This window comes from Brevibacillus brevis (assembly GCF_001039275.2).
GTDB lineage: Bacteria > Bacillota > Bacilli > Brevibacillales > Brevibacillaceae > Brevibacillus > Brevibacillus brevis_C.
Window position 1 is genome coordinate 4,024,081 of record NZ_CP030117.1, and the last position, 15,733, is coordinate 4,039,813.

A 15,733-nucleotide genomic window follows, 5' to 3' on the forward strand; every position below is an offset into this window, starting at 1 on the left:
ACTATTCTCCTACCTTCGTGCCGATTTCAATGCTGCTGCCCGCTCCACGCAAAAAGTCGAGTGCACTCATACGTTTTTTGCCTTCTGGCTGCAATTCGGTTATTTTCACTGCACCACTACCGCAAGCAACAACGATACCGTCTTCCTCGCGTGCGATGATCGTTCCCGGCTCTTTGCCTTCGCCGGACATAGACATTTTTTCTACCCACCACAGCTTCCAAATCTTGCCTTCGCATGTAGTAAATGCGACCGGCCACGGATTCAGGCCGCGGACTTGGTTATAAATCTGTTCCGCAGAACGGCTCCAGTCAATTTTTTCGTCTGTACGCTTGATATTCGGGGCAAAAGTCGCTGCCGAATGATCCTGTTGCTCTGCTACGAGCTCACCAGCCAACAGGGGCGGGACAGTAGCAATCAACAGCTCAGAGCCTGCCGCAGCCAATTTGTCATGCAAGGTCCCTACGGTATCACGCTCTTCAATCGGCACGACTACTTTGGACAGCATATCCCCTGCATCGAGAGCTTCCACCATGTACATGATGGTTACGCCTGTTTCCGCTTCTCCCTCAACAATCGATTTATGTATCGGGGCACCCCCGCGATATTTCGGCAAAAGTGAGGCGTGCACATTGATGCAGCCATATTTCGGTGCATCGAGCAGCTTTTTAGGCAAAATCTGCCCATACGCCGCGGTAATAATCAGATCAGGCTCGAGCGCCAACACTTCTTCAAGCGCTTCCTCTGCCTTGATTTTTTCCGGTTGCAATACCAAAAGTCCATGACGCAAAGCCGCCTCCTTCACGGGGGGCGGCGTTAATACTTGCTTGCGTCCAACGGGACGATCGGGTTGTGTTACGACTCCAATCACGTTGTAGCCTGCTTCGAGTACAGCCGTTAGACTCGATACAGCAAAGTCAGGCGTACCCATAAACAGGATGCGAGCATCTTTCAAATGGTTATTCCCCTTCCTGGTTCGGGTTTACTTTGTACACCTTGTCAGCTACATCGATAAAGAGGACACCATTCAAATGATCGATCTCGTGTTGAGCGCAACGGGACAACAGGTCGTCTGCCTCGAGCTCAATCACATTCCCGTTACGATCATGACCGCGCAGCTTGATCCACTTGTGGCGACGAACGTCTCCTTGCAGACCAGGAATGCTCAGGCAGCCTTCTGGATAATCGAATTGCTCCCCTTCATGCTCAACGATTTCCGGATTGATCATTTCAATCAGTCCATCACCGCAATCCATCACGATGACACGCTTGGAGATGCCCACTTGTGGAGCAGCCAAGCCTACACCGTCTGCATCGTACATCGTATCTGCCATATCATCAAGCAGCTTGTGCAAGTTGGAATTAAATTTGCTTACGACCATTGCCTTTTCACGCAAAATCGGATCTGGATGTTTTACAATTGTGCGAATCGCCATGTGTTTCATATCCTCCCTAAAGCAGTACGTAAGGGTCGACGTCAATCGTCATCAATACTTTCTGCTGTTTGTTCCATTCTTCAAACGCAGCCGTCGCCTGAGCGAGCAGTTCTGACAGTTGCGGTTCATCACGATATTTTAGCATGATCTGAAAACGAAATCTATCCTTCACCCTTGCAATAGGCGAAGCAACTGGGCCCAAGAGGATCGTCGTCTGAGCCAAACGCTGCCGCAAATAGTCAGCCATCGTATGCGCACCGCGGATAACAACAGGGACATCCTCGTGGCTAAACGTAATTAATACGAGACGGAAATACGGCGGGTAGCCTGTTCGTCTGCGCTGCATCATTTCATCCTGATAAAATGCGGGATAATCATGCTTGGTCGCATGAACAATGCTATAGTGCTCGGGCGTATACGTCTGAATCACGACATCTCCGTCTAGCTCGTGTCGTCCTGCACGTCCGCCTACCTGAGTCAGGAGCTGAAATGTCTTTTCCGCTGCACGGAAGTCAGGCAAATGCAAGGACGTATCCGCTGCAATGATGCCCGCCAGCGTCACTCGTGGAAAATCAAGGCCCTTGGCAATCATCTGGGTACCGAGCAAAACGTCGCCTTGACCTGAGCGGAATTTGTTTAACAGCTCTTCGTGAGAGCCTTTACGCGAGGTCGTATCCACGTCCATTCGGATAACCCGGATTCCAGGGAAAAGCTTTGCCAGCTCTGCTTCCACTTTTTGCGTTCCTGTCCCAAAAAAACGTATATGCTCACTCTGACACTCTGGACAATGCTTGGGCTGGGCGATGGTGTATCCACAGTAATGGCAGCGCGCCGTATGATTCGTTTTATGATAAGTAAGTGAGATATCGCAATGAATGCAGCGCATCGTATAGCCACAGGAGCGGCACATGACAAAGGTAGAGAAGCCTCTTCGGTTAAGGAAAATGACCATTTGCTCTTCTTTTGCCAATCGATCTGCAATCATCTCATGCAGCTTCCGGCTGAACATCGAACGATTCTGGGCCTGAAGCTCCTCGCGCATATCCACGACATGCACCTCAGGCATCGGGCGATTCCCGACACGCTCCGGCATGCGCAACAACTCGTAGCGACCTCGGGTAGCTAGTGCATACGTCTCCAGGGCAGGAGTCGCGCTTCCCATGACAAGTACACCCTGATTCTCCTTCGCTCGCCACAAGGCTACTTCTCGCGCATGATAGCGAGGGGTCTCTTCTTGCTTGTACGAGCTCTCATGCTCCTCATCGATCACAATCAAACCAACATTCCGAAACGGAGCAAAGATGGCAGACCGTGCACCTACCACCACTTTGACCTGATTGCGGATGATTTTGCGCCACTCGTCATAACGCTCTCCTTGTGACAGGGCACTGTGCAAAACAGCTACGTCTGCACCAAAACGGGCTTTGAAGCGCTCCACCATTTGCGGAGTCAGTGAAATTTCCGGAACGAGAAAGATCGCCTCCCGCCCTTTTTCCAACGTGCGTTCGATCGCTTCGAGATACACTTCTGTCTTACCGCTTCCGGTAACACCGTGCAGCAAATAAGAAGCATAGGTTCCCGATTCAATCGATTGCAAAATAGGCGCCAGTACCGCTTCCTGTAGCGGGGTAAAGACAGGCTTCTGCTTTTCCTGGAAACGCCGATTGGCGTACGGGTCCCGGTAAACCTCCACTTGCTCGATCGCGATCCAGCCTTTTGATTCCAGGCTTTTCAGCGGAGAGCGCGTAATTCCGTATTCATCCCGCAGCATTTGTACAGATAAGGACTGCTCCTTGTGCAAGAGCATTAATTGAAGGACACGGCGCATCTGCTCTGCCCGCGCTGGCAGAGAACCAATTGCTTCTTCCAGCTTACCCTCATCCAATAAGCTCCGGACAAATGACTGCTGCTTGCGGGTAATTCTGTCCCTTACTTGATACTCCGTAGCAAGCAAACCACTCTGTATCCAGCCCGGAACGAGCAAATACTCCTCCGCAAATTGTTTCTCCACTTCTGAGAGCGGAATTTGCCGTTTGCGAAACAATTCCCACAGAAGCCCCGATCTCCCGCATGCTTCTTCGTCCAATGCGTCTGTCGCCGTCAGCCACTTCTCCGACTTCCCTTTGAGCACAGCCGGAAGCATCGCCTGTACAGCGGTTACCCACGGACACAAGTATTGCTTGGACATCCATTCGCTCATCTTTAGCAGCTCTGGCGTTAGAGGAGGAGTGTCGTCTTGTACCTGCACGACATCTTTTAGTCGCGAACGATCTGGTATGGCTTCGTCCTCCTCTACAATCCCGATGACATAGCCTTGCAGTTGACGGGGGCCAAATGGGACAACCACACGACTGCCAATGCGAATCAGTGGACGCAACCAAGGCGGAACATGGTAATCAAAAGGTCGATTCGTTCGATTGACCGGAACATCCACGATAATTTGGGCAATCATGACAGGTCTCGAAGCGGTCTATGCTCTTGCACGGCAAGGACAGCATCAAACAGCTTGTCTGCCACAGCCCGCTTGCTCAATTTATCCAATGCCAGTTGCTCTCCGCCACGGGTTAGCAAGGTCACGATATTCGTATCGCTCCCCATACCTGCTCCCTCAAGCAATACATTATTAGCTACGATCATATCGAGATTTTTTCGCTCCAGCTTGGACTGGGCATGCTGTAACACATTTTGGGTCTCTGCTGCAAAACCAACGACGAACTGCTTCGTTTTCCGCTCACCTATGGTCTTTAAAATATCGGGTGCTTTCTCCAGCGCAAGTTCGAGTGGACCATCACCCTTTTTCATCTTATGTTCTGCTACATGCTTCGGTCGATAATCGGAAACTGCTGCGGATTTGACGACGATGTCACAGTGCGGCAACTGCTCCATAACGGCATCAAACATTTCTTGTACCGATTCTACCGCGATGAATTCCACTCCATCAGGACGTGCCAAGGAAGTCGGCCCACTGATCAGCGTAACCTTGGCCCCTCTGTCTCGTGCCGCTTCCGCGATGGCATAGCCCATTTTTCCTGAAGCATGATTGGTTATGTAACGCACTGGATCAATTTTTTCACGAGTCGGTCCCGCTGTGATCAATACGTGCTTGTCCTGCAAATCTTTTTCACGGATCGTTTGTCTGGTCTCATCGGAAGCAAACCATTGACGCACAGCTTCGACGATTTCCTCGGGCTCCGCCAAACGTCCTTTGCCAATCCAGCCACATGCCAAAAGCCCGACACCTGGTTCAACAAACCGATAACCATAAGCAGTAAGCTTATCCATATTTGCGATAACCGCAGGGTGATTGTACATATTGACGTTCATGGCAGGCGCGACCATGACAGGCGCTTTCGTAGCCAGTACAGTCGTCGTCAGCATATCATCCGCAATGCCATTCGCCATTTTGCCAATCACGTTGGCGGTTGCTGGCGCGATCAATACGAGATCAGCTCGATCAGCCAGTTCGATATGGCTAATCACATGGGGGTCTGGCTCCGTAAACGTATCTGTATAGACAGGCAGGTGAGACAAGGCCTGAAACGTCAAAGGCTGAATAAACTGTAAGGCGCCCTCTGTCAAAATGACATGCACCAATGCACCTGCCTGTGTCAGCTTGCTGGTCAGTGCAGCAGCCTTGTAAGCAGCGATGCCGCCAGATACTCCAAGAACAATTCGTTTTCCTGCAAGCGAATGCATCTGCACTCTCTCCTTTCTCCCCTATCCGAAATCCGAAAAAAACAACCTCGTGAGGTTGTTTTTAAAGGTGACTGCTTATTTGCGACCGTCCAAAAACTCGTGAACGAGCTCGTCGGAGATGAACTCTTCCAGTGCCAAACCTACAAACTTTTTGGATTTTGGTCTCACCACTTGAATTTCGCTGTTTTCGCGAAGCTGACGCGCACGCTTGGATGCTACTGTCACCAAGATGTACTTGCTCTCCGCTTTTTCGGTCAATTCGTCAATAGATGGATACAACATAATTTTATTCAACCTCCTGTAACCATTTGCGATATTTGTGAACCTGACGATCTTTTTTCAGATGTTCTGCTGTAATAATCGCTTGAATTCGATCGCAAGCCGATTCGATGACGTCATTGACGACCACATAATCGTAGTGGTCCATGAGCTCGATTTCAGCACGCGCCACTTCCATGCGCTTGCGAATGATCTCTTGTGATTCTGTCCCGCGACCCACGATCCGGTTTTCCAGTTCGTTTAAATCAGGCGGAGCCAGGAACAGGAAGGTACCTTGCGGGAAGCTCTCTTTCACTTGAAGAGCACCCTGAACCTCGATCTCAAGAATGACATCGCGCCCCTCATTCAGCATATCGTCCACGAACTGACGAGGTGTTCCGTAGTAATTCCCTACGTATTCTGCCCATTCCAGAAGAGCATCTTCTTCAATCATCTGCTTGAACTCTTCCTGGCTTTTAAAAAAGTAATTAACTCCTTCTACCTCTCCAGGACGCGGCTGGCGTGTGGTAGCGGAAACAGAATACACCAGATCAGGCATCACTTCACGAAGTGCCTTGCATACTGTTCCTTTTCCCACACCAGCAGGTCCGGATAGAACCAAAAGGAGACCACGATCAACCATACTCATTGTTTACACTCCTACTTTATTCGTCCGATTCGTCATCCTTCGTAGTCAAGCGCTGTGCCACTGTTTCTGGCTGTACCGCTGACAAAATCACGTGATCGCTGTCTGTAATAATGACTGCACGTGTACGTCTCCCATAGGTAGCGTCCACAAGCATGTTGCGATCGCGCGCTTCCTGGATGATCCGTTTGATAGGAGCGGACTCCGGACTTACAATTGAAATAATGCGGTTGGCATTGACGATGTTGCCAAAACCGATATTGATTAGCTTGATTGCCATGACGGCCCAGCCCATCCTTTCATGCTACTCGACATTCTGTATTTGCTCCCGCATCTTCTCCAGTTCTGTCTTGATCTCGACAGCCAGATGCTGAATGCGCAAATGATTCGCTTTGGAAGCAATCGTATTGGCTTCCCGATTCATTTCCTGGAGCAGAAAATCCAGTTTTCGACCAATTGCTTCTTCTTTGCCTAATTGAATGGCAAACTGTTGGCAATGACTATCTAAACGGGTCAACTCTTCACTAATATCACTTTTATCAGCGAAAAAGGCAACCTCTTGCGCTACACGAGCAGGGTCCAATTCAAAAGGTGTCAAACCGGCCCACTCACTTACGCGTTGCTCAAGTCGGCCCTTGTAATCTTCCCTACAAAGTGGGGCCAACTGGGAGATCTCCCGTGTCCATGTGTTGACGGCAGTCAGGCGACTGGCTAGATCAGCGTGCAACAGATTACCCTCGGTCTCTTTCATCGAAACGAGATCCATTGCTGCGCCCCTGACCAGGTCTTGGAGCCACTCTGCCAGCTCCTCCACATTGTCCTCTGACTCTTTGGTATGTATCACGCCAGGAAAGTGTAGCAGATCCTTGACGGTTAAAGGCGTCTCTAGCGAAAAACGCTGAGTCATCTCACGGGAAATGGAGACTAGCTGTTCCGCTACATCCCAGTCAATGTCCATAACCGTAGCAGAAGAATTTTTCCCTTCCACTGAGACAGTGACATCGACACGCCCTCTTCTGACATACTGTGCGACCAGCTTACGAATCGAATCCTCAAGCATATTCCATGCTTTGGGTAGACGCACGACAATCTCAGAAAAGCGGTGATTCACTGCACGAATCTCGACTGTTGCTCGAATGGAGCCTTTGCTATCTTCTTTTCTACCGTAACCAGTCATGCTTCGAATCACAAGTTTTCACTTCCATAGACGCAAAATCGTTAATTTATTATAGGAGACAACTCTTGGCAGTGTCAACCGAAGCAACCCCACCACGATAAGATTCCTCCTTGCTCTGACTTATGCTACACTGTGACTGGCAGCTCTCTATACTATTATTCTAGCCATTTTTTTGATCTGAGGTGACTTTTGTGGCATTTGATGGCGTAGTAACCCGCTCTGTTGCGCGGGAATTACATAAACTGGTAGGAGGACGCATCTCGAAAATCCACCAGCCCCACCATAGCGATATTGTTATGCAAGTACGGACACAAGGAGAAACAGTAAGGTTCCTCCTGTCTGCAAACCCGACCTATCCCCGCTTGCACATTACAACAGAAGAATTCACGAATCCGCTGGAAGCTCCAATGTTTTGCATGCTGTTGCGCAAGCATTGCGAAGGCGGCGTCATTGAATCTGTCCAGCAAATCGGGATGGAGCGAATTATTCACATCGACGTACGCACCCGGGATGAGCTGGGTGACACGGCTGTTCGCCGAATTATTGTAGAGATCATGGGAAAGCACAGTAACATCATCCTCATCGATCCTGCAACCGGAATGATTTTGGATAGCGCCATGCACGTGACGCTCGCCATTAGCCAGTACAGACAAGTTACGCCTGGCAGACCTTACGTCTCTCCTCCGAGCCAAGATAAACGCGACCCTCTCACTGTAACCGAGCAAGCGTTTCTTTCTTCCCTCGACTGGAACGGCGGTCGTTTGGACAAGCAAATCGTAGATGGCTATACCGGGATCAGTCCCTTATTGGCAAAAGAAATTTTGCACAGATCCGGCCTCGCGAATCGTGAAACACTGTGGGCAGCCTTTTCACAGGTGATGAAGGCAATCAGCGCTCATGAGTATGTGCCATCCATTGTAGAGGCAAATGGCAAAGCGTATTTTCACGTCGTTGAGCTGACTCATCTCTCAAACGGGGTTAGCACCCCCTATCCTTCCGTCCAAGAATGCTTGCAGGCATTTTACGAAGGAAAGGCGCTCCGTGATACCGTCAAGCAGCGTGCGCACGATTTAATTCGTTTTGTCACCGCTGAGCGCAATAAAAATGAAAAGAAAATCGAGAAGCTCGAGCAAACACTGCAAGATGCGCATGAAGCAGATCAGTTCCGCCTGTACGGTGAATTGATCACCGCCAATATGCATCAAATGAAGCGAGGGGATCGCGAGCTCGTCACTGTCAATTGGTACGACGAAGCGGGAGGTACCATCACGATTCCGCTCGATCCATTGAAGACCCCCTCGGAAAATTTGCAGTCGTATTACAAGCGGTATAACAAGGCAAAAAACAGCCTTTCTATCGTGAGTGAGCAGATCGAGCAAGCGAAGACAGAACTCTTGTATTTGGACGGCGTATTGGTTCAACTGGAGCATGCCACTTTAAAAGATGCCGAAGAAATTCGCGAGGAGCTCGTGGAGCAAGGCTACATGCGAGATCGTAAAAAACGCGGTCCGCGCAAGAAAAAAGACACCCGACCCGAGCTGGATGCGTACCTTTCTTCGGACGGCATTGAAATTTTGGTCGGCAAAAACAATAAACAAAATGAATTCTTGACCAACAAGCTCGCATCTTCGCAAGAAACTTGGCTACACACCAAGGATATCCCTGGGTCCCATGTCGTCATTCGCGCTCGGGAATTTTCGGATGAGACGTTGCTTGAAGCAGCAAATCTGGCGGCTTATTTCAGTCGCGCCAAAGAAGGAAGTCAAATTCCCGTAGATTACACGCTCGTCAAGCATGTAAAAAAACCGAGCGGAGCCAAGCCTGGCTATGTAATCTACGAGCAGCAACGAACGCTGTATGTGACCCCAGATGAAGCACTGATCCGCCGTCTAAAATCAAACACCTCTTCTACGAATAGCGCGACTACCTAAGTTCATACTAAGGGCATGAAAGGTGGTGTTCGCTCTTTGAACATCGTTCTCAAGCTCTTGTTTAACGGAATCATTGCCATTCCAGGGCTTTGGTGGTCAGGGACGTCCCTAATGTTTGCAGTGCTCGCAAGCGTGATTGTCAGTCTACTGGGTTATGTACTTGATTTGACAATCCTCCCACGTACGAACAATACGTTTGCGAGCTCCGCTGATTTCTTGTTCGTGTATGCCTCCTTGTGGCTTGGCTGTTACTTGTTTGGTCAGACCATATCCTTATCTGGTTTGTTGTTGACGGCATTTGCCATCACGGTGGTCGAATACTTTTTCCATGGTTACCTGCAACGGCACGGTGTCCACCATTCCAAGCATCCGGGCTGAAGCATCATTTCTATTTTGGAAGGAGGATCAGGATGAACGTCATTGGCATCATCCAGACCGATCTTAACGAATTCAACGTGCTGTTTGAACAGCAAGGCGGACAAGGCGGAAACGGACAAGGACAGCAATCACAAAACAGCGGACAAAACAACCAACAAGACCAAGACAGCGACTCGATGTTTCTCAGCTTTCTTGATGAGCAACCGAGTTCCAATGAACACAGCGGGCAAGGGAACAGCCAAGGTGGGCAACAGCAAAATGGCGGCGGCGGCCCGCAAGAACTGACCGTTCGCATTAAAGGAATTCCTGAGGGACAAAAAGCAAATTTCCTGCAAATGTATCAAATTCTTCAAGACGCCCAAGACTCCCAAACACTTGAAAAGGACCTGACTATTGTCGATCACGGGGATCAAGACCAGGGCTCCCAAAAACAAGGGCAGGGTCACGGCTCGGGCAAACAAAACAAAACCACACATTGATCTCAGTACAAAAACAAAAACCACCTGGAAGCAGATTCCAAGTGGTTTTTTGTGTTATCGGCAATTCATTGCATTCATAAACGGCCAAGTCCCCGCTCTGCCGTTGACCTCATGTTTCTATAACCTGCGCTCACACAGGTGGGCGACCCTTCTGCACTTCAGCCTTCCCATGCATCCAAAAAGGAGGTGGGCCTGACATCCATCACAGTTTCCGTCTCCCAAAAAACACGTATAAGGTTAGAAACATTTACGGCCTATCGTACATCGCAGGATCTTGATATCCCTACTTTATCACAGAATGGTCCTTTGCTCAACGGATAAAGTTGCCTTTGGACTTTTCTGTCTAATCAATCCCAAGAATAGTTCCATTCTAATTTCGCCAACCTAGAGAGGAAAACGAATGAAAGGAAGGAAAAACATGCAATTTCGAACAAACATGCTGACAACCTGCTTACTCGCCATGGGCTTGACTGCTGTATCATTCCCCACCATCATTCCGTCCGCAGTAGCCAGCACAAATTCTCATCCGGTTAGCGAGGACAAGGGTCGATATGAGAATGAATCATTTCGGAATATTGCGATCACCAAAACAGGAGAAGGGCAATATACGATTAAAGGTGAAGCACGCGTGAACGAAGCCAACGTACGATTCGTCGTGACGGACGGAGACAAGACATTGGCAAATAGCTTTGTGACAGCTAGCATGGGCGCTCCTGACTGGGGGAGCTTTTCCATCGATCTCAAGCTGGACCCGAGCGCAAAATCACCTGTGCTCTCTTTGTTCGAGGAAAGTGCAGCGACAGGACAGCGCATTCATGAGTTAAGCATCCCACTGCCAAAATAAATCGTCACTACGTCCGCTTTAGCTTTGCTTGAACAAGCGTCTGAAATTCAGGACGTGCGATCAGGGACGGCTGCTGTTGCTTTTCCCAGGCCAGTGCATATTCTAGGCCGTTTGCCTGGCAGCGTCCCAACCCCTCTTTTGTTACAGCATACGCTTCCTTCGGCAGGCGACGTACCGCAGCAACTAATTTTTCAACCTCACTTTCGACTTGACTGGCTTCTACCGCTCGATAGATCAAGCCGATTTCCTCCGCTTTTTTCCCTGTAATCCTTTCTCCCAACAACGCGAGACGCTTCGCCCACGCCGTACCAACAAGCCTTGGCATAAGGTATGTCCCGCCAAAATCCGTTGTCAGACCGATCTGGACAAAAGGCTCCTGCAAAAGGGCATCTTCCGTCGCAATGACAAAATCAGCATGCAACGCGAGATTGAGTCCCGCTCCGACGGCTACTCCCTCGATGACTGCAATTACGGGCTTTGGCATTTGATGCAAGTTGGTGATGAAATCATTAATGATCGTCAATGATTGATCAGCGTCACGCTTATCCGTCAGCGCAGTTAACACGCCCAAATCAGCACCGGAGCAAAAGTTTCCCCCCGCTCCCCGCAAAATAAGCACATCGACGTCCTCATCTGCTGAAGCTTTTGCGATCGCGTCCTGCAAAAGGGAAAACATTTCAACCGTCATCGCATTGAGGACCTGTGGCCTGTTAAGTGTAATCGTGCAGATTCCACCAGCTTTTGTTACGAGCAATTGCGAATGATGATCCTGTTCCATCATTTTTCTCACCCTTTCCTATGAAGAAGCGGAAGGAATAACCCCCTGCCTTTGCAGCCTGCTCAAATCCTCCTCGGTGAGGTTCAGCTTGCGTTTGAGCAGCTCGTACGTGTAATCGGTGTGCCACGGGGGTGACAATCGCTCCGCCCTGTATCGATGCGCGAAGCTCTCCTCTTGTTCGGGCGACTTCTTTTCCAAATAAGGAAGCGTATACGCGATCTCCCTGTTCGCAACGTACGGATTGTCTGCCCAGTTTTCCCAATCTTCAACGGCGGTCAGACAGCAATCTACTTCACTACCCAGCTCACTCCACTCTGCTTGGGTTCTGGACAGAAACAGTGCTTTCATATCTTCAAACAACTCTGGATGCCCAGCAACACTAGCTCGATGGCATAGCTCCCAGTCTGCTCTTCCTACCGCGCGGCAAAAATTAAGCCAGAACTTCTCTTCCAACGCAGCAAGGGCGACATACTGACCGTCTGCTGTCTCATAGACCTGATACGCCAGCAAACTCCCTCTCCCGGTCTCTCGTCCAATCGAGGAGCTGTATGACATAAACAGTGCATGCAGGCCTGTCCAGGAACTAAACAAGTCAGCCGACGAAACATCCAAATAAGCTCCTCGTCCTGTCCGTGCACGCTGCACAAGCGCCGCGCATATTTGTTCACTGGCATACAACCCGAGCACATAATCAGATAGCGGAATATCTGCAACGACAGGCCTGCCTTCCAGATCGCGAACCAGTGAGAGAAATCCGCTTACTGCCTGAACATTCAAGTCATGCCCCCCTATTTGGTATAGCTCGCCGCTTTGGCCATAGCCCGTCACGGAGCAATAAATGACCGCAGGGTGCATCTCCCACAGGCGATCGTAATCCAGTCCCAAATGTCGCATCACACCTGGTCGATAGCTTTCCACCACGACATCAGCCTGTCTGGCCAGAGCAAACGCGAGCGCTTTTCCCTCATTCGTCCGCAAATTCAAGGAAATGCTTTTATGATTGCGATGTGAACGCAGGTAAAACGCTCCCGTCTCTCTAGCTTCGGGATGAGAAGGCCCGGTTAACGGTGAGTGAGCTTTGTCGTGAAACGGTTCCACCTCGATGACCTCCGCCCCCAAATCAGCGAGGCGCATCGTACAAATCGGACCTGGAAGATGGCGAGAAAAATCAACAATCGTCACTCCCGTCAACATGATTTGACTCCCCCTTCACCGACTACACTCTCTTGTAATTCGAGATGAACGACTGTTCACCCTCTTTTTAATAGAAAATTCAAACAAATACAAAAAGCCGTCCCAAGTGGAACGACTTTTCCAAGAACGGCTATTTAATAAACCGGAGAGTGAGCGGGTAACGGAATTCTTTTCCCTCATTTGCTTTCACCGCAGCGATAATAACGAAGATTGCCCAAAAAATAAAGAGGGCCCCCAATAATAGTGCGCCGATAAAAATGATGATCAACAAACTTGAAATGGCGGCATAAATCGTCACCGAGATGCTAAAATTCAGCGCCTCTTTTCCATGCTGATAAAAAAAGGCTCCCTCTTCCCGCTTGATCAACCATACGATTAAAGGTCCTAGTACATTGCCGAACGGAACGATAAAACCAAGGAAGGCAGATAGATGCACGATCATCGCCCACATTCGTTCCTCTTTCCCATTCAGGAATTGCATATCCATACCTCCATTAATCCTTTTCCTCTATTGTACGACAAATTGCGCAAAACTTGCGAAAAAACGAAAAAAGCGCCTCTACGGCGCCTTTCTCTATTAATACTTGCTCTCGTGACTTCCACCGTACCCGCCACCGTATCCGCCACCATAAGAGGAGCCGTAACCATCGAAACCGCCGTAACCGCCGCCGAAGTGGTCAAAGCCGCCAAAGTGACCGTGTCCACAACTACGACCGTATGGTTTACAATGGGTTTTGTAGTGTGGCTTGTAGAAGCAATGCTTTCTGTACACTTTCTTTTCGCAGCATTTAAAGCATCTGCGACGAGATCTTCTGCATCCGCAACTCATTAACCTCACTCCTTCCTGTTCGTTACATCTACAAGGTATGTAGGTGAAGGCATATCGGCATGGACATCAGTCTATACACGAGTCAAAATCAGCGTATGTCTCGTAGGCTATGGAGTAGTAAGAGTGGTCAATGGCTGATTGGACCGCGCTTTTTCTGACCATCTGCCCTCAAAAATAACGAATCCTGCCGGCAATTCCTCCGATAGATGAGAGCCTATTCATTCATCTCATTTAATGGGAAACGAGCTTACGCAGCTTATTAATACCATGGTGGTCAGGAATTCCTCCCTTGCCGACAATCAACCAGCCTTTCTTGCTGGAGACACAAAGGTAACTGTATTCACCTCTCCAAAAGGAATTAAAAGGGAAAGCATGAAGCGAGTGTACCGGGTCATACTAATTCAGATGACAATTCCTTAGGAAGAAGGTGCCTTCGTGGGAGAACACAGCCGTTTTCGTGAAGGAGAAAAGTCTCCGAAAAATGCCGTATACATGGAGATTGGTGAGTCCGGTGCAAGTGTGCAGGACCCGATGATCATCGAGCTTTCCAGAGGGGAAAAGTTCCCCGCTACACGAAATAAAAATCGCGTATGGACACAAAAGTAAGGAATGCAAAAACCAACCTGGCACTATGCACAAGGTTGGTTCTCTTTTTTACTAATTGTCGTCGTTTTCGTCGTCTTCTTCCTCTTCGTCTTCTTCATCGCCGCTTAAGTAAATAATGGTGACACCCAAGCTCTCCAATAACGAAAGGACTTCTTTGTTCAACTCCTGATCCATGAGCAATCCCAGGCTTTCCACGAGTTCGAGCTCTTCCAGTTCTCCCTGTTCAGCATCCTCGATCAGTTCTATGATTTCGGTCATTCGCTTTTTTTCCAATACGGCTACGAGTTCATCTCTTGTCATAAATCGTTTTACACCTCATTTTCTACTCTCTATGCTTTATAATAGTACATAATCGAACCATTGAAAACCAAGCAGTGAGGTGAAGATCACCATGTATCCGCAACCGTATCTGGATTATTTGATTCAGTTTCATGTAGAACGCGATTATTTTGAGTGTCATGAGATTCTCGAGGAGTATTGGAAAAGCGCTCCTCCACATGAGCGGCAGCCAGTGTGGGTTGGCTTGATTCAAATCTCCGTCGCTCTTTATCACCAGAGACGAGGGAATCAGTCAGGGGCAATCAAAATGCTCACAAGCGCTGTATCCCTCGTCAAAAAGCATCATCTTGACATCCAAAAGCTTGGGTTGGATAGTGACAGTCTGGCGAGTCTGCTTGAAGAGCGCCTGACGGAAATACAAAATGGTCAGCCCTATCGAAGCCTGTCCTTGCCCATGACAGATACTTTGAAACAGGCGTATCAAGAGGCTTGTACGATGCAAAATCACCCTGAACATCGGGATAGTAATATGCATGACGCCTACTTGCTGAATAAGCATACCTTGAGGGATCGAAGCGACGTTTTGGCAGAACGTCAGCACCAGTTGCAAATGCGCGAAGCACGTCGAAACAACGAGTCGAACTAATCTGCGTACTGCTGCAAATAACTGGCTGGGACAGCATCGCTCAAACAATAGTGCTCACCCACTCGGTAAAAGCAAATGCCGGCTTCATGGGCCTCCTTTGCATTCACAGTGACGAGGCGCAATGTGTCTGTCGGCACTCCAATATGCTCCGGCCTCTCTGCAAGCTGCACATACTCACTGGCAATCGGCAACAGACCGCCAGTGAGTACCTGCTTCAATAACTTTCGATGTGTCCCGTAATACAGAACGTCAGGTGGTACGATCTCGATGAGCCTGTTTTTTGCAATGGAGGGCAAAAAGCCGTAGGTAACTCGAATGAGTGCTCCACCGTCCCATTCGATACTACGCTCCGGATCGAATTCCATGACTTGATGAAGATCTTGCCTGGTTATGTACGTACACCCTTTTAGCGTATGAAGATAGTCCAGCAACGGCTCAACCGGGGTATAACCATACGTGTCATAGTAGAGTTGAAATGCTTCACTGTTTTGCCGAAGTATACTGAGCAATCGCTTGCGAAGTCTCGTTTCTTCATGAATCGCCAGCATCAGTTTCGCCC

The 15,733-nt window shown here is 49.2% G+C and carries 20 protein-coding genes and 1 other RNA gene; 6 read left to right on the plus strand and 15 right to left on the minus strand.

The window, feature by feature from the left end; all coding sequences use genetic code 11:
* Position 1 precedes the first annotated feature (1 nt).
* The 8 genes from fmt to AB432_RS19315 form a co-directional block, all read right to left on the minus strand.
* Entirely contained in the window at positions 2 to 952 is a 951-nt protein-coding gene (gene fmt / locus AB432_RS19280) for a methionyl-tRNA formyltransferase (protein WP_048033656.1), read from the minus strand.
* Between the two features lie 4 nt (positions 953 to 956).
* A complete protein-coding gene (gene def / locus AB432_RS19285; RefSeq protein WP_048033657.1) occupies positions 957 to 1,433 on the minus strand; it encodes a peptide deformylase in 477 nt (158 codons plus the stop codon).
* Positions 1,434 to 1,449: 16 nt separating this feature from the next.
* Positions 1,450 to 3,885 carry a primosomal protein N' gene (priA, locus tag AB432_RS19290; protein WP_048033658.1) on the minus strand — a complete coding sequence of 812 codons (2,436 nt, stop codon included), beginning with the start codon at positions 3,883 to 3,885 and terminating at the stop codon, positions 1,450 to 1,452.
* Positions 3,882 to 5,129, minus strand: a complete 1,248-nt coding sequence (gene coaBC, locus AB432_RS19295; RefSeq protein ID WP_048033659.1) for a bifunctional phosphopantothenoylcysteine decarboxylase/phosphopantothenate--cysteine ligase CoaBC — start codon at positions 5,127 to 5,129, stop codon at positions 3,882 to 3,884. The genes priA and coaBC overlap by 4 nt, the downstream gene beginning before the upstream one ends.
* Before the next feature lie 75 nt (positions 5,130 to 5,204).
* Positions 5,205 to 5,411, minus strand: a complete 207-nt coding sequence (gene rpoZ, locus AB432_RS19300; protein ID WP_016742004.1) for a DNA-directed RNA polymerase subunit omega — start codon at positions 5,409 to 5,411, stop codon at positions 5,205 to 5,207.
* A gap of 4 nt (positions 5,412 to 5,415) precedes the next feature.
* Positions 5,416 to 6,036 (minus strand): guanylate kinase, encoded by a 621-nt coding sequence (gene gmk, locus AB432_RS19305; RefSeq protein ID WP_048033660.1) that lies wholly within the window; start codon positions 6,034 to 6,036, stop codon positions 5,416 to 5,418.
* A 16-nt stretch (positions 6,037 to 6,052) separates the two neighbouring features.
* Positions 6,053 to 6,313: an extracellular matrix/biofilm regulator RemA gene (gene remA / locus AB432_RS19310; RefSeq protein WP_015891999.1), complete on the minus strand. Its 261-nt coding sequence runs from the start codon at positions 6,311 to 6,313 to the stop codon at positions 6,053 to 6,055.
* A gap of 24 nt (positions 6,314 to 6,337) precedes the next feature.
* The gene (locus AB432_RS19315) at positions 6,338 to 7,222 is read right to left on the minus strand and encodes a YicC/YloC family endoribonuclease (RefSeq protein WP_048033661.1); all 885 of its coding nucleotides are present in this window, start codon (positions 7,220 to 7,222) and stop codon (positions 6,338 to 6,340) included.
* Between the two features lie 179 nt (positions 7,223 to 7,401).
* Between AB432_RS19315 and AB432_RS19320 the strand changes: the two genes are divergently transcribed.
* Genes AB432_RS19320 through AB432_RS19330 form a run of 3 tightly spaced genes read left to right on the plus strand, consistent with a single transcriptional unit; the run spans position 7,402 to position 9,998 of the window.
* Positions 7,402 to 9,141 carry an Rqc2 family fibronectin-binding protein gene (locus tag AB432_RS19320; RefSeq protein ID WP_048033662.1) on the plus strand — a complete coding sequence of 580 codons (1,740 nt, stop codon included), beginning with the start codon at positions 7,402 to 7,404 and terminating at the stop codon, positions 9,139 to 9,141.
* A gap of 36 nt (positions 9,142 to 9,177) precedes the next feature.
* On the plus strand, positions 9,178 to 9,519 hold the full coding sequence (locus tag AB432_RS19325; protein ID WP_047068205.1) for a DUF2512 family protein: 342 nt from the start codon (positions 9,178 to 9,180) through the stop codon (positions 9,517 to 9,519).
* A gap of 32 nt (positions 9,520 to 9,551) precedes the next feature.
* Entirely contained in the window at positions 9,552 to 9,998 is a 447-nt protein-coding gene (locus tag AB432_RS19330; protein ID WP_048033663.1) for a hypothetical protein, read from the plus strand.
* Positions 9,999 to 10,083: 85 nt separating this feature from the next.
* Here the strand turns inward: AB432_RS19330 and ssrS are convergent.
* Positions 10,084 to 10,274: non-coding RNA, 6S RNA (gene ssrS / locus AB432_RS19335), on the minus strand.
* A gap of 142 nt (positions 10,275 to 10,416) precedes the next feature.
* Between ssrS and AB432_RS19340 the strand changes: the two genes are divergently transcribed.
* Positions 10,417 to 10,842: a Gmad2 immunoglobulin-like domain-containing protein gene (locus tag AB432_RS19340; protein WP_048035889.1), complete on the plus strand. Its 426-nt coding sequence runs from the start codon at positions 10,417 to 10,419 to the stop codon at positions 10,840 to 10,842.
* Positions 10,843 to 10,849: 7 nt separating this feature from the next.
* Here AB432_RS19340 and AB432_RS19345 read toward each other — a convergent pair whose 3' ends face one another.
* The 4 genes from AB432_RS19345 to AB432_RS30845 all read right to left on the minus strand — a co-directional run bounded on the left by AB432_RS19345 (position 10,850) and on the right by AB432_RS30845 (position 13,586).
* Positions 10,850 to 11,620 carry an enoyl-CoA hydratase/isomerase family protein gene (locus AB432_RS19345; RefSeq protein ID WP_048035890.1) on the minus strand — a complete coding sequence of 257 codons (771 nt, stop codon included), beginning with the start codon at positions 11,618 to 11,620 and terminating at the stop codon, positions 10,850 to 10,852.
* Positions 11,621 to 11,638: 18 nt separating this feature from the next.
* Positions 11,639 to 12,814 (minus strand): CaiB/BaiF CoA transferase family protein, encoded by a 1,176-nt coding sequence (locus AB432_RS19350; protein ID WP_048033664.1) that lies wholly within the window; start codon positions 12,812 to 12,814, stop codon positions 11,639 to 11,641.
* Positions 12,815 to 12,944: 130 nt separating this feature from the next.
* A complete protein-coding gene (locus tag AB432_RS19355) occupies positions 12,945 to 13,295 on the minus strand; it encodes a DUF4870 domain-containing protein (protein WP_017249475.1) in 351 nt (116 codons plus the stop codon).
* A 96-nt stretch (positions 13,296 to 13,391) separates the two neighbouring features.
* A complete protein-coding gene (locus tag AB432_RS30845; protein WP_201265896.1) occupies positions 13,392 to 13,586 on the minus strand; it encodes a hypothetical protein in 195 nt (64 codons plus the stop codon).
* Positions 13,587 to 14,078: 492 nt separating this feature from the next.
* On the opposite strand from AB432_RS30845, the gene AB432_RS19365 reads away from it, so the two are divergent.
* Positions 14,079 to 14,249, plus strand: a complete 171-nt coding sequence (locus tag AB432_RS19365) for a YjzC family protein (RefSeq protein WP_007728413.1) — start codon at positions 14,079 to 14,081, stop codon at positions 14,247 to 14,249.
* Positions 14,250 to 14,300: 51 nt separating this feature from the next.
* On the opposite strand, the gene AB432_RS19370 is transcribed toward AB432_RS19365, so the two are convergent.
* A complete protein-coding gene (locus AB432_RS19370; protein WP_048033665.1) occupies positions 14,301 to 14,549 on the minus strand; it encodes a hypothetical protein in 249 nt (82 codons plus the stop codon).
* 91 nt (positions 14,550 to 14,640) lie between these two features.
* Here AB432_RS19370 and AB432_RS19375 point away from each other — a divergent pair, with 91 nt between their 5' ends.
* Entirely contained in the window at positions 14,641 to 15,174 is a 534-nt protein-coding gene (locus AB432_RS19375; protein ID WP_048033666.1) for a DUF309 domain-containing protein, read from the plus strand.
* Here the strand turns inward: AB432_RS19375 and AB432_RS19380 are convergent.
* Positions 15,171 to 15,722: an RNA 2'-phosphotransferase gene (locus AB432_RS19380; protein WP_048033667.1), complete on the minus strand. Its 552-nt coding sequence runs from the start codon at positions 15,720 to 15,722 to the stop codon at positions 15,171 to 15,173. The genes AB432_RS19375 and AB432_RS19380 overlap by 4 nt on opposite strands.
* Positions 15,723 to 15,733: the final 11 nt, after the last annotated feature.

Excerpts from the sequence above, each read along its gene's own strand:
- def (WP_048033657.1), bottom strand. The coding sequence starts at position 1,433 with ATGGCGATTCGCACAATTGTAAAACATCCAGATCCGATTTTGCGTGAA.
- priA (WP_048033658.1), bottom strand. The coding sequence starts at position 3,885 with ATGATTGCCCAAATTATCGTGGATGTTCCGGTCAATCGAACGAATCGA.
- coaBC (WP_048033659.1), bottom strand. The coding sequence starts at position 5,129 with ATGCATTCGCTTGCAGGAAAACGAATTGTTCTTGGAGTATCTGGCGGC.
- rpoZ (WP_016742004.1), bottom strand. The coding sequence starts at position 5,411 with ATGTTGTATCCATCTATTGACGAATTGACCGAAAAAGCGGAGAGCAAG.
- gmk (WP_048033660.1), bottom strand. The coding sequence starts at position 6,036 with ATGAGTATGGTTGATCGTGGTCTCCTTTTGGTTCTATCCGGACCTGCT.
- remA (WP_015891999.1), bottom strand. The coding sequence starts at position 6,313 with ATGGCAATCAAGCTAATCAATATCGGTTTTGGCAACATCGTCAATGCC.
- AB432_RS19330 (WP_048033663.1), top strand. The coding sequence starts at position 9,552 with ATGAACGTCATTGGCATCATCCAGACCGATCTTAACGAATTCAACGTG.
- AB432_RS19340 (WP_048035889.1), top strand. The coding sequence starts at position 10,417 with ATGCAATTTCGAACAAACATGCTGACAACCTGCTTACTCGCCATGGGC.
- AB432_RS19345 (WP_048035890.1), bottom strand. The coding sequence starts at position 11,620 with ATGGAACAGGATCATCATTCGCAATTGCTCGTAACAAAAGCTGGTGGA.
- AB432_RS19350 (WP_048033664.1), bottom strand. The coding sequence starts at position 12,814 with ATGTTGACGGGAGTGACGATTGTTGATTTTTCTCGCCATCTTCCAGGT.
- AB432_RS19355 (WP_017249475.1), bottom strand. The coding sequence starts at position 13,295 with ATGCAATTCCTGAATGGGAAAGAGGAACGAATGTGGGCGATGATCGTG.
- AB432_RS19370 (WP_048033665.1), bottom strand. The coding sequence starts at position 14,549 with ATGACAAGAGATGAACTCGTAGCCGTATTGGAAAAAAAGCGAATGACC.
- AB432_RS19375 (WP_048033666.1), top strand. The coding sequence starts at position 14,641 with ATGTATCCGCAACCGTATCTGGATTATTTGATTCAGTTTCATGTAGAA.
- AB432_RS19380 (WP_048033667.1), bottom strand. The coding sequence starts at position 15,722 with ATGCTGGCGATTCATGAAGAAACGAGACTTCGCAAGCGATTGCTCAGT.